The sequence below is a fragment of the Lachnospira intestinalis genome (assembly GCF_040095895.1).
Classification (GTDB): domain Bacteria; phylum Bacillota; class Clostridia; order Lachnospirales; family Lachnospiraceae; genus Lachnospira; species Lachnospira intestinalis.
On the sequence record NZ_JBBMFS010000002.1, the window covers coordinates 317,343 to 330,233 of the forward strand.

A 12,891-nucleotide genomic window follows, 5' to 3' on the forward strand; every position below is an offset into this window, starting at 1 on the left:
TTAAGAAGAATGTTTCTTGACTTTTTCGAGAGCAAGGGCCATTTAAAGATGAAAAGCTTTTCACTTGTTCCACACAATGACAACAGTTTATTGATTATTAATTCCGGTATGGCGCCGTTAAAGCCATATTTCACAGGACAGGAGATTCCACCGAGAAGAAGGGTGACAACCTGTCAGAAGTGTATCAGAACCGGAGATATCGAAAACGTAGGAAAGACAGCAAGACATGGTACATTCTTTGAAATGCTCGGTAACTTTTCTTTTGGTGATTATTTTAAGAGAGAGGCAATTCACTGGTCATGGGAATTTTTAACAGAAGTTGTAGGACTGGATAAGGATAGACTGTATCCGTCTATTTATTTAGATGACGATGAAGCCTTTGACATTTGGAATAAAGAAATCGGTATTGCACCGGAACGTATTTTCCGTTTTGGCAAGGAAGACAATTTCTGGGAACACGGCGCAGGACCTTGCGGACCATGTTCGGAAATTTATTATGACCGCGGAGAAAAGTACGGCTGCGGCAAGCCGGGCTGTACGGTAGGCTGTGATTGCGACCGTTACATGGAAGTATGGAATAACGTATTTTCACAGTTTAACAATGACGGCAAGGGCAATTATTCAGAACTGGAACAGAAAAATATCGATACCGGTATGGGTCTTGAAAGACTTGCGGTTGTTGTTCAGGATGTTGATTCTATTTTCGATGTGGACACTTTACAGGCACTGCGCAACAAGGTCTGTGAAATGGCCGGTGTGAAGTATCACGAAGATGAAAAGCAGGACGTATCAATCCGTGTTATCACAGACCATATCCGTTCAGTTACATTTATGGTAAGCGACGGAATTATGCCGTCTAACGAAGGCAGAGGTTATGTGCTTAGAAGACTGTTAAGACGTGCCGCAAGACACGGAAGACTGCTTGGCATTGAAGGCAAGTTCTTATCAAAGCTTTGTGAAACGGTTATTGAAGGTTCTAAGGACGGATATCCTGAATTGGATGAAAAGAGAGATTTCATTATTAAAGTTATCGCAGAAGAAGAAGATAAGTTTAATAAGACCATTGACCAGGGCTTAAGCATTCTTGCCGATATGGAACAGGAGCTTGAAAAGAGCGGTAAAAAGGTACTCGGCGGCGCAGATGCATTTAAGCTGTATGACACATACGGTTTCCCAATGGATTTAACAAAGGAAATCCTTGAAGAAAAGAATATTACAATTGATGAAGAAGGCTTTACGGCAGCGATGAATGAACAGCGGGAAAAGGCACGTAAGGCAAGAAAGACCACAAATTACATGGGTGCGGATGCAACCGTTTATGATGAAATCGACCCGGCAGTTACAAGTAAGTTTACAGGTTATGATAAGCTGGTGAATGAATCGGAGATTACCGTACTGACAACGGAATCAGAGATTACAGAAGCACTTTCAGAAGGCGATAAAGGAACCGTTATCGTAGATGAATCCGTGTTTTATGCAACCATGGGTGGTCAGGAAGGTGACTGCGGTGTGATTACAGGACCGGAAGGTGAATTTACCGTAGAAACAACCATTAAGTTAAAGGGCGGCAAGATTGGACATGTCGGTGTGATGACAAAGGGCATGTTAAAGAAAGGCGATAAAGTAACACTTTCTGTAAATGCCGCAAAGAGAGCCGATTCATGCAAGAATCACAGTGCAACACATCTGCTTCAGGGAGCATTAAAGGAAGTACTCGGAAGCCACGTACAGCAGTCCGGTTCTTATGTAGACCCTGACAGATTAAGATTTGACTTTGCACATTTCCAGAGCATGACAGCCGAGGAACTTGAAAAGGTTGAAAAGATTGTCAATGAAAAGATTGCGGAAGCCATTCCTGTTGTGACACAGGTCATGACGATTGATGAAGCCAAAAAGACAGGCGCAACCGCACTGTTTGGTGAAAAGTACGGCGAAACGGTACGTGTTGTCTGCATGGGCGAATTTTCAAAAGAGTTCTGCGGTGGTACACATGTAGCCAATACATCAAACATCGGACTGTTTAAGATTATTTCAGAATCCGGTGTTGCTGCAGGTACAAGAAGAATCGAAGCACTCACAGGCAACGGTGTATTAAAGTATTACGCACAGCTTGAAGAAACCTTAAAAGAAGCCGCAAAAGCAGCTAAGGCAGAACCGGTACAGCTTGTTAAGAAGATTCATTCCATGAATGATGAAATCAAGACATTAATGAGCGAGAACGAAAAGTTAAAGGCAGAGCTTGCAAACAACGCTTTAGGGGATGTAACAAAAGACATTACCGAAGTAAAGGGCGTGAAGTTCCTTGCAACAAAGGTTGACAATGTTGATATGAATGAACTCAGAAATCTTGGTGATAAATTAAAGTCACAGATTGGTTCAGGCGTTGTACTGATTGTCAGTGCACAGGGCGCAGATAAGGTCAATATGATTGCCATGGCAACCGATGATGTAATCGGAAAGGGCGCTCATGCCGGTAATCTGATTAAAGCGGTTGCTTCCTGCGTAGGCGGTGGCGGCGGCGGCCGTCCGAATATGGCACAGGCAGGTGGTAAGAATCCGGCGGGCATTGACGAACTGCTTGCAAAGGCGCCGCAGGTTCTGGAACAGCAGTTATAAAAATATCTGCAAAAATTTACCGTAAAAGGTTGACGAATAGAAAATCTATGGTATAATATTTTTTGTGCAATTAATTAATACCCTATTTATGTATTGTTGTGCACAATTTGCAACAGAAGGGTGGTTAGGAAAAGATATGTCAAATGTCATCGTTAAAGAAAACGAGTCTTTAGATAGCGCATTACGCAGATTCAAGAGAAACTGTGCAAAGGCTGGCATTCAGCAGGAAATTCGTAAAAGAGAACATTACGAAAAGCCAAGCGTTAGACGTAAGAAGAAGTCTGAAGCTGCTAGAAAACGTAAGTTCAACTAATTAGAGTTTAATTAATTTATCAGCCGGTGTGGGAGCAATCCTGCACCGGCTTTTTCGTGGTGCGCCTAGTGATGTACATTTCGTTTAAATAAAAGGCATAAAGTTTTGGTTGTAACATACAATATATAAATGGATTGAAAGGTGTCTTTAGCGGACGTATGCGCAGAAAAGAAACTATTGTGGAGGCATTGGACGTAACCAAAGATGCGGCACTCGGTATGCCGGTGGTTACGGCAGTCGGCAATTGTGAAGTTTATGTGGAAAATTTCAAATCCATTGCAGAATATGACTGTAATACCGTAAAACTTTTAACAAAAAAAGGATTTTTATCCATTAAAGGGGAACGGCTGGAAATTCTTTATTATGATGAAGAAGAAATCGCCGTCAGGGGCAGGATTATCAGCATTGAAGTATAAAAGAGGGGCATGCCGGTGATATGTGGAAACAGCAAAAAATAATGTCTGCATACATAACAGTGACAGTAATGACAGATTCCATAGAGCGGTTTTTAAATATGTGCCGTCATAAAAATATCGGTTTTTGGAAAATTTCGGAAACGGAGCAGGGATTTACCGCGAATATTACGAGAGAGGATTTTTTTCAGCTAAAGGACATCTGCCGGAAGACAAAGACAACGGTGCGGATTAGCAAACGGCACGGAATCCGTTTTTTACTGTTCCGGTACCGTAGGCACTCTTCTTTTTTTATCGGCATTGCCGCGGCGTGTATTATTTTATACAGCTGCAGCCTGTATGTCTGGGATATTTCATTTACGGGTAATTACAGATATACCCACAGCAGTCTTTGCAAATATCTTGCGGGACAGGGTGTTTATTCAGGGATGCAGATACGGTCAGTGGATTGTGACAGTATTGAAACGGCACTTAGAAATGATTATCCCGATATTACGTGGGTATCGGCTGAAATCAGCGGCACACGGCTGATCGTCCATATTAAGGAAAATGACGGAATCAAAGAAGATATACAGACAGACAGCACGCCAAGAGATATCGTGGCAACCTGTTCCGGTGTGGTGACATCGATGATTACACGGGCAGGAACACCCAAGGTCAAACCGGGAGATGAAGTTGAAAAAGGGCAGATTCTGGTGTCAGGTATTGTTGATGTATACAATGATGCCAAAGAAGTTGTGAATCAGCGGCCGGTAAGTGCCGATGCGGATATTTTTGTACGTGTGGACATTCCTTATGAGGAACATCTGCCATATCTGTATGAATATAAGGAATACACCGGCAGAAAAAAGACAAGGTGGCTGTTTGGCATTGCAGACAGGGAGATTGAAGCAGGTGTTTCATGGTCTTCGCTGAAGCAGGCGGACATTGTGACGGACAGCAGAGTATTAAAGCTTACGGACAGTTTTTATCTGCCGCTTCGTACCGGCAGAAAGCAGTACCTGGAATATGATATAAAAGAAAGCCGCTATACGCAGGAGGAAGCCGAAGATGTACTAAATCAGAAATTGAAAATATATTTACTTGATTTGATTGAAAATAAAGTGCAAATCCTGCATAATGGTGTTACAATAAATGACAGCGGGACAGACTATGTAATGACAGGCACGATTACGGCGGATATGCCGGCAGTCGGTTATGCGGTGGTTACAATGCCTGAAATTGAAGGAAATGAGGAAACGAAAGCAGTACAATGAGTGTGAAAGAATCGTTGATTGAATTACCGGCACAGTACAGCAGTGCCGTATTTGGACAGTTAGATGAATATGCTAAAAAGATTGAAAGAACATTAAAAGTAACGATTATTGCACGGGATTCCGATGTAAAGGTAATCGGTGCAGAAGGTGCCGTAAAAAAGGCGGCAGGTGTGTTAAACAATCTGATAGAACTGGCTAGAAGGGGCAATCAGATTACAGAGCAGAATGTGGATTATGCACTGTCTTTGGCTTTTGAAGAAAAAGAAGATGCCATTTTGGAAATTGATACGGACATTATCTGCCGGACGATTACAGGTAAGCCGATTAAGCCGAAAACCCTCGGACAAAAGACATATGTTGATGAAATCCGTGATAAAATGATTGTATTCGGCTTAGGGCCTGCGGGAACGGGAAAGACCTATCTTGCAATGGCGATGGCAATTACTGCATTTAAAAATAATGAAGTCGGACGGATTATTCTGACCCGTCCGGCAATTGAAGCAGGAGAAAAGCTGGGCTTTCTTCCGGGCGATTTACAGAGCAAGGTAGACCCGTATCTGCGGCCGTTATACGATGCGCTGTATCAGATTATGGGTGCGGAGAGTTTTACCGCTAATATGGAAAAAGGACTGATTGAAGTTGCGCCGCTTGCTTATATGAGAGGACGTACCTTGGACAATGCCTATATCATTCTTGATGAAGCACAGAATACAACACCGGCGCAGATGAAAATGTTCCTGACACGTATCGGATTTGGTTCAAAGGTCGTGATTACCGGCGATTTAACACAGAAGGATTTGCCAAAGGATACAACATCGGGGCTTGATGTGGCAATGAAGGTTTTGTCAAAAGTTGATGAAATAGGCATGGTCAAGCTGACCAGCCAGGACGTTGTCCGTCATCCGCTTGTACAAAAGATTGTCAAAGCGTATGAGGAGTATGAAAGCCGTATGGCAAAAAAACAGACCCGCAGCAAGCAGGCACGCACACGGAATGGAGAGAAAAATGACAATAAACATTGAATATGAAACCGAAAAAAAACTGGATTTAGACTATGAAACCATTATCAGACAGGTTGTTGAAAAGGCGATGGATTATGAAAAGTGTCCATATGAAGCGGAAGTGAATGTAACACTCACGGACAATGCTGCAATTCATGAAATCAACCGCGAATACCGCGAAATCGACCGCGCAACGGATGTGTTATCATTTCCGATGATTGAATATGAAACGCCGGCGGATTTTGATGCGCTGGAAGATGTTATGGATCAGTTTCCGGAGGATTATTTTAACCCGGATACGGGAGAACTGATGCTGGGTGACATTGTCATTTCAGTAGAAAAAGTTGAAGAACAGGCAGAAAAATACGGTCATTCCAAGGAACGCGAACTGGCATTCTTAACAGCACACAGTATGATGCATCTGTTTGGCTATGACCATATGGAAGAAGACGAAGCAAAGGTTATGGAAGCCAAACAGCGTGAAGTGCTGGAACTTTTAGGTATTACAAGATAATTTACAGTAATTTACGGAAACTGTCCGGTTATGGACGGAAGCAGGCAGTTTAAAATGATATTAAAAGCCGTCCGGGAAATGAGGATTTATGAAAAAGAAAAAAAGTATTATTATTGTGATTGTCTGTGTGCTTGCAGCAGCAGGAATTGCGGCGGGTATTTATGGGATGACACGTAAAAAAGGCAGTCCGGAAGCGGTAAATGACAGTACGGCCCAGACTGTTCAGGAACAGACCACACAGGAAGTGAAAAATCCACATGCGGGACAGGCGCAGAGTGTGATCAGCGGAAAGTGGGAAAGCAGCGAACTGGCACAGCAGAAGGCTGTGGCAGTGATGTACAGTAATATCAAGCAGGCGATGCCGCAGTCGAATATCAGCAAAGCAGATATTGTGTTTGAGTCACTTGTGGAAGGCGGCATTACAAGATTGTGCTGTTTTTTTGAAAATCAGACGGAGTTGGAAAAGATCGGACCTGTTAGAAGCTGCCGTACCTATTATCTGTTATTTGCAAAAGAATTTGAAGCCAACTATGTACATTTCGGCTATTCGGAATATGCGGCGGATTATCTGGCACAGCAGTCCTTTCATGCATTAGATGGCATGGCATACTGTTCTTTTTACAGAACCGCTGACCGTGTAGCACCGCACAATGCTTATACTTCATGGAATGGTATTATGGACAGTGTGGCAAAGAAAGGGTATGATACAGTTTATCCGCAGAATTTTGTAAAACCGTTTAGTTTTAATGAAGAGGATGACAAACAGATACAGATTGCAGGCGGTGAAACGTGTAATACCTTTTATCCGGGGTATCCGTACAATAAGCCGTGGTTTGAATATGATGAAAGCACTGGGGAATATTTAAGGTTCCAGTTTGATGATGCACAGATTGATGCGGAAACCGGAGAGCAGCTTTCTTATAAAAACATTCTCGTCAAATATGTTGAACCGGACTATTATGAAAACGGAACACCGAATTATAAGGTGGACGGAACAGGCGCGGGACTGTTTATTACCAACGGAAAAGCCGTGCAGGTGACGTGGAAAAAGGATTCCGAAACCAGCGGCCCGACAAAATATTATTATGAAGACGGAACAGAAATTGTGTTAAATCAGGGAAAGACCTATATCTGTCAGGTTGAAACGACACAGAATATTACGGTTGAGTAAGGCTGGATAACTGAATACAATGCGGTTTGTGAGCTTGAAAAAAGACAGGAGAGAAAAATGGATTGCAGTAGTGATGAAATGAATCAGAAACTGGTAGAAGAAGCATATGCGGCAATGAAGCATGCGTATGCGCCATATTCCCACTTCCGCGTGGGTGCGGCACTGCTCACCAAAGAAGGAAAAATTTTTACGGGCTGTAATATTGAAAATGCTTCGTACGGTGCAACCAACTGTGCGGAGCGTACGGCAGTTTTTAAAGCGGTATCGGAAGGGTATACGCAGATTGAGCGGATTGCCATCGTATCATCGTCCCATCAGAAAACGCCGCCATGCGGCATCTGCAGACAGGTACTGGCAGAGTTTATGACGGAAAATGCACAGATTCTGCTGGCAGATAAAGACGGCATTGAAAGTTATACGATAAAAGATTTGCTGCCGGAAAGCTTTAAGCTCTAAATGAATTCCAATCCGGGCAGAATGTTCTATCTGGAAAGCAGAAAACCATTGCTTTTTAAAGCAGCGGCAACATCATCTAAAATTTCATCAGAATAAGCCAGTATGGTGTGGTAATGTACACCAGAGGTAATATCGCAGAGCGGCACAGCGTTACCGCTCTGCATTTTTTCTTTGAATTTTACAATATCATTTCTGGAATAAATCTCAAGCGGCGCGGAAATTTTACCGTATACAGGGTGTTCGATGATAATATCCTGTATTTTGCCGCCTGCATCAATAATGGTCTGCATTTCACGTTCAAAATCCTCCGTGGCATGACAGACCTTAAAAACACGAGTTGAAGAAACCGGTGCGGAAAGCAGATACCCCTTGTTCGTTGAAAGAATATCAACATTTGCCGCTCTTAACAGGGCAATGTCATTGACAATGACCTGACGGCTTACGTGCAGTAAGCGTGAAAGCCGTGTGCCGGAGAGCGGTGATTCTGTATTTTTAAGAAGTTCAACAAGTTTTTCTCTGCGTTCTTCGCCGTTCATAATAATCCCCATTCCGCAGACATTTCTCTGCAATTTTTCACCCGACGTCAGGTTTTCTGCCCTCGCTAAAAAACAGAGAACCATAGTTATTTGACTTCGTCAGAATTTTATTTTATTTCCTCGGACAAAGATTTGCAATACTTTATTTAGAAAATGTGTGCAGAAATGATTCTTATTAATAAGCACAGATAACGCCGCAGCCGTTTTTTTATGCCGGAATTGCCGGCAGGCTGAGGCGTAAAATCATCGGAGTTTTCATGAATTATGACGGAACGTCCGATAATATCAGTAATGGGAAAATAAAAAAGGCTTTTTAATTTGAAACTTTTCAGGTTTTACAATCGTATTATGAGTGACGGGAGGTATAAGATACACGGGTGTCTGAAGAGAGAATGGGAGAAACAAAAGAAAGACTGGAGCAGATATTCCGGGATTATTATCAGCTGATATACAGAGTAGCATTTTCACAGGTGAAAAACCATGCAGATGCAGAGGACATTACACAGGAAGTATTTTTAAAGATTATCCGGCATGATATGCGTTATCAGAGCATGGAGCATGAGCGGGCATGGATTGTGCGTGTGACAATCAATCTGTGCAGGGATTTGTTAAAAAGCAAATGGCACAAAACGAGTGTCAGCATGGAAGAGGTCAGCGAAGCGCAGAGAGGAAGCTGTGAGAATTTTACGGAAATACAGGATGATATGATGTGGGCGGTATTACAGCTGCCGGAAAAATACAGAAACTGCCTGTATTTGTTTTATTATGAAGATTATTCGATTAAAGAAATTGCACAGAGTCTGGAAATGCCCGAAAATACGGTGAAGACCAATTTAAAACGCGGCAGGCAGGCGCTGAAAGAATTTTTGGAAAAGTAGACAGGATTTGACAGAAATTTTAGAACGGAGGAACAAATGGAAGTCAGTAGGATTGGCAGCCGGTTTTATGAAAATGCGGCACAAAGCGGAAAGAAAGTAAAAGGAAAGCAGCAGGATGGCTTTGCTTATGAATTGCAGAAAAGTTATGATGAAAAATACCGCAGTGAAGACACGGATGAAACGTGTATGACAGCCGCAGACGGAGCGCAGGCATCAGGGATTGCAGAGTTTGGAAGCATGGGCGGACTGCGGGCAAAGGAAGTGGTGGCAGAAGGCGTTTTATCCAAAGCGGTGTCAGCCTGTGAAGTGAAAAATCTTACGGCAGAAGATGCGGATTATGTTGAAAAACATCTGGCAGAAGGGTATGTGTTAAAGGCAAAGCAGTCGGATGACGGCAAAACAGTATATGTCGAACAGAAATTTGATGATGGGACAGTAAAGGCATATTCTGTTGATTTGGATAAAATTGACGAAGAAACCGGCAATCTCATAGAACAGGCGGCAAAAGCCTGCGTACAAAAGAATGGCAAAGAGCAGCAGACAGACAAAGACTGGCATGAGGCGCTTGAAGAATTTGCAGCATACGTAAAGAACAGAATCAAAAACGGTCCGCCTAAATTTGCAACAGGGGCAACGCAGATGAGCGTGGAGGAATGGGACAAGCTTGTAAAAAATTTAGACGATACGATTGATGATGTGAAAAAAGAACAGGAACAGGAGCTTAAGAAGCGGCTTGAAAAAGAAGAACAAAAGGAACTGGATAACGAGCAGAAAGAACATGAGGAGGATATAAAAAAATGGGAATTGGAATCAATATAGCAGGAACGGGAATCGGACTGACACAGACGATTATGAACCGGAAAAACAAGCAGGCAGGACAGTATGATGATGTGAGTGGACGAGTAACTCACTGCACTCTGCACTGGTTTGACGATACGCAGGGAAATGAGGCTGTGATGTCCACATCACTGGCAGGCGGCGGAAGCCTGACAGTTTACAAACCGGCGGATTTTAATCCAAAAGACCCGAAATATCTTGTAAAAACATGGGACAGTGAGGGCAATGTAACAGAGGAAGAAGTTTCCTTAAACAAGGTAGACCCGTCCAATGCCACGTATGTTCAAATGGCGGCATATTCAGCTTATGCGGCAAAACAGAAGCTTGTACAGAATGCAGACGGACTGTTTTTGGCGGCAACGGAAAAGCTTTGTTTCGGCATGGATAATCTTCATGATAAAATGGATTTTACACAGATTGTAAAGAGTACGGCACAGGAACAGATGGAGGCAAAGAACTGGCATGGTTATATGCAGATGAATTCGCTGGCGGATTTCTTGGAAAAAACACACGACAAAGTGAAAAATCAGCCGGACAGCCAGACAGAAGATGTTACAACGACAGAGCGTACAAAGGAAACAGCCGTACATACGCCGTTTGATAAATTTGACGGAAAAAAGCATGCGCCGTATTATGAGCTGGCAGATGAAAGCGGTATTATCGAATATAAAGGCACGGTTTTTATCTGTGATGATGAACACGGCGCGTTATGTCTCGGCGATATGAGTGATGAAAGCAATGTCCTTAGTATTCCGCTTGCGGGTGGCGGCACGTTAAAGGTCAACCGCGATAACAAAGCGGAGCTGGCAAGAGCCATCGGGATGTTTAAGCCGGAAGATGTCCGCAGAATCATGGCTGCCCTTGCACAGGACAATAAAGTTCAGGAAATGGAAAATGAAATCGAGGATGAAAAAAACAGCATCGGAACGGGACAGGAGAACCAGAGAAAGCAGGAGTAAAAGAGTGTTGTCTTTAAGACTTGGATATGTTAAAATCAAAAAGTAATACGGTATATTTGTATTAAGGCATTGATTGATGATTGCAAAATCAAAAGGGGACGACATATGAAGGATACTGCAAGAACGGTATTGACAGAAGCCGGGATTAATGTAGATACGGCGTTAAAACGTTTTTTGGACGATGAAGAAATGTATTTTGAATTTTTAAATTCATTTGTAGAAGATACATTGATGAGCCGGTTAAAACAGGCGGTGCAAAACGGCAGTGTAGATGATGCATTTGAGGCGGCACACGCGCTGAAAGGCTTATGCGCCAATTTAAGCATTGATTCCATGAGCAAAATGATTGTTCCCATGGTGGAGATTTTAAGAGGCAGAAGCATGGAGGGCATACCGGAAGATTTTAAGGGACTGTCACAGACCTACGAAAACGTCTGCACGGCAATCACAAAAGTATGTACAGTGCAGTAATACGGCAGAATATAATGAATTGCAAAAATAAACAGACAATAAAGGGAAGACTGGTCAAAGACCGCCTTCCCTTGTATTTGTGTAAAGATAATGGAGATGAATGAATGAAAGTAATGTTTGTTTCACTCGGCTGTGATAAAAATCTGGTTGACACGGAAAATATGCTTGGAATCTTAAATGACAGAGGATTTACCTTTACAGATGATGAAATGGAAGCAGAAGTCATTGCGGTCAATACCTGTTGTTTTATCCACGATGCAAAGCAGGAAAGTATTAACACGATTCTGGAAATGGCAGAACACAAAAAAGACGGCAAGTGTAAAATTCTGATTGTTACAGGCTGTCTTGCACACCGCTATCAGGACGAAATCACAAAAGAAATCCCGGAAGTCGATGCATTTATCGGAACATCTTCCTATGATAAAATTGCAGATGTCATTGAAGCCGTTTTAGACGGAAGAACGTATAATTCGATTGAAGATACCGACCGACTGCCGCTTGTGCGCTCTAAGAGAGTGGTGACGACCGGCGGGTATTATGAATATTTAAAGATTGCGGAAGGGTGCGACAAGCACTGTACCTACTGTATTATTCCAAAAATTCGCGGAAATTACAGAAGCTACCCAATGGATTATCTGGTGGAGCAGGCAGAAGCCCTTGTGGCAAACGGCGCAAAGGAACTGATTCTGGTGGCGCAGGAAACGACCGTTTACGGTACGGATATATATGGAAAAAAGGCACTGCCGGAGCTGCTTCATAAGCTGGGACAGATTGAAGATTTAAAATGGATACGCATTTTATACTGCTATCCGGAAGAAATCAATGACGAACTGATTCAGGCAATTAAAAATGAGCCGAAGGTCTGTCACTATCTGGATATGCCGATTCAGCATGCCAGCGATGCCATTTTAAAGCGTATGGGCAGAAGAACGAGCAGACAGGAATTAATTGACATTATCACAAAGCTTCGTAAGGAAATTCCGGATATTGCCCTTCGTACAACGTTGATTACGGGCTTTCCGGGAGAAACGAAGCAAGACCATGAGCAGATGATGGAATTTGTGGACAGCATGGAATTTGACCGTCTGGGCGTCTTTACATATTCACCGGAAGAAGGCACACCGGCAGCAGAAATGGATAATCAGATTGATGAAGAAGTCAAAGAACAGTGGCGCGATGAAGTCATGGAGTTACAGCAGGAGGTTTCACTGGATAAATCAGCGGATATGGTCGGAAAGACGATTGAAGTCATGATTGAAGGAAAAATTTCCGATGATGAAGCGTATGTCGGACGTTCTTATAAGGATGCGCCGAATGTTGACGGGTTTGTTTTTGTCAACACCACGGCAAATTTGATGTCCGGTGCGATTGTCCGCGTTGAAATTACAGGCGCAATGGAGTATGATTTAATAGGAAGCCTTGTTGAGGACTAGAAATGCGGCATTAAAATGCCTGCGGAATGGAGTATGG

14 protein-coding genes are annotated in these 12,891 nt (G+C 42.9%); 13 read left to right on the forward strand and 1 reads right to left on the reverse strand.

Features of this window, described 5'->3' with window-relative positions; all coding sequences use genetic code 11:
• Positions 1 to 9: 9 nt before the first annotated feature.
• The 8 genes from alaS (at position 10) to WMO37_RS03760 (ending at position 7,740) form a co-directional block, all read left to right on the forward strand.
• Positions 10 to 2,616 (forward strand): alanine--tRNA ligase, encoded by a 2,607-nt coding sequence (gene alaS / locus WMO37_RS03725; RefSeq protein ID WP_349154382.1) that lies wholly within the window; start codon positions 10 to 12, stop codon positions 2,614 to 2,616.
• A 136-nt stretch (positions 2,617 to 2,752) separates the two neighbouring features.
• Positions 2,753 to 2,929, forward strand: a complete 177-nt coding sequence (rpsU, locus tag WMO37_RS03730; RefSeq protein ID WP_005539624.1) for a 30S ribosomal protein S21 — start codon at positions 2,753 to 2,755, stop codon at positions 2,927 to 2,929.
• 158 nt (positions 2,930 to 3,087) lie between these two features.
• A complete protein-coding gene (locus WMO37_RS03735) occupies positions 3,088 to 3,345 on the forward strand; it encodes a YabP/YqfC family sporulation protein (protein WP_022432233.1) in 258 nt (85 codons plus the stop codon).
• 41 nt (positions 3,346 to 3,386) lie between these two features.
• Positions 3,387 to 4,598 carry a sporulation protein YqfD gene (locus WMO37_RS03740; RefSeq protein ID WP_349154335.1) on the forward strand — a complete coding sequence of 404 codons (1,212 nt, stop codon included), beginning with the start codon at positions 3,387 to 3,389 and terminating at the stop codon, positions 4,596 to 4,598.
• A complete protein-coding gene (locus WMO37_RS03745; protein WP_022432231.1) occupies positions 4,595 to 5,620 on the forward strand; it encodes a PhoH family protein in 1,026 nt (341 codons plus the stop codon). The genes WMO37_RS03740 and WMO37_RS03745 overlap by 4 nt, the downstream gene beginning before the upstream one ends.
• Entirely contained in the window at positions 5,604 to 6,113 is a 510-nt protein-coding gene (gene ybeY, locus WMO37_RS03750) for an rRNA maturation RNase YbeY (protein WP_022432230.1), read from the forward strand. Before WMO37_RS03745 ends, ybeY begins: the two co-directional genes overlap by 17 nt.
• An 88-nt stretch (positions 6,114 to 6,201) precedes the next feature.
• Complete coding sequence (locus WMO37_RS03755; protein ID WP_349154336.1) at positions 6,202 to 7,284, forward strand: DUF3048 domain-containing protein; 1,083 nt, start codon at positions 6,202 to 6,204, stop codon at positions 7,282 to 7,284.
• A gap of 6 nt (positions 7,285 to 7,290) precedes the next feature.
• Entirely contained in the window at positions 7,291 to 7,740 is a 450-nt protein-coding gene (locus WMO37_RS03760; RefSeq protein ID WP_496111644.1) for a cytidine deaminase, read from the forward strand.
• 26 nt (positions 7,741 to 7,766) lie between these two features.
• Here WMO37_RS03760 and WMO37_RS03765 read toward each other — a convergent pair whose 3' ends face one another.
• The gene (locus tag WMO37_RS03765) at positions 7,767 to 8,276 is read right to left on the reverse strand and encodes a transcription repressor NadR (protein ID WP_349154337.1); all 510 of its coding nucleotides are present in this window, start codon (positions 8,274 to 8,276) and stop codon (positions 7,767 to 7,769) included.
• A gap of 392 nt (positions 8,277 to 8,668) precedes the next feature.
• On the opposite strand from WMO37_RS03765, the gene WMO37_RS03770 reads away from it, so the two are divergent.
• From WMO37_RS03770 to rimO, 5 genes are all read left to right on the forward strand, one after another.
• Positions 8,669 to 9,154, forward strand: a complete 486-nt coding sequence (locus WMO37_RS03770) for an RNA polymerase sigma factor (protein WP_227089360.1) — start codon at positions 8,669 to 8,671, stop codon at positions 9,152 to 9,154.
• Between the two features lie 36 nt (positions 9,155 to 9,190).
• On the forward strand, positions 9,191 to 9,973 hold the full coding sequence (locus tag WMO37_RS03775; protein ID WP_349154338.1) for a putative sodium/potassium/calcium exchanger: 783 nt from the start codon (positions 9,191 to 9,193) through the stop codon (positions 9,971 to 9,973).
• Positions 9,952 to 10,950, forward strand: a complete 999-nt coding sequence (locus tag WMO37_RS03780; protein WP_349154339.1) for a hypothetical protein — start codon at positions 9,952 to 9,954, stop codon at positions 10,948 to 10,950. Before WMO37_RS03775 ends, WMO37_RS03780 begins: the two co-directional genes overlap by 22 nt.
• Positions 10,951 to 11,055: 105 nt before the next feature.
• Complete coding sequence (locus tag WMO37_RS03785; RefSeq protein WP_349154340.1) at positions 11,056 to 11,421, forward strand: Hpt domain-containing protein; 366 nt, start codon at positions 11,056 to 11,058, stop codon at positions 11,419 to 11,421.
• A gap of 104 nt (positions 11,422 to 11,525) precedes the next feature.
• The gene (rimO, locus tag WMO37_RS03790; protein WP_349154341.1) at positions 11,526 to 12,854 is read left to right on the forward strand and encodes a 30S ribosomal protein S12 methylthiotransferase RimO; all 1,329 of its coding nucleotides are present in this window, start codon (positions 11,526 to 11,528) and stop codon (positions 12,852 to 12,854) included.
• Positions 12,855 to 12,891: the final 37 nt, after the last annotated feature.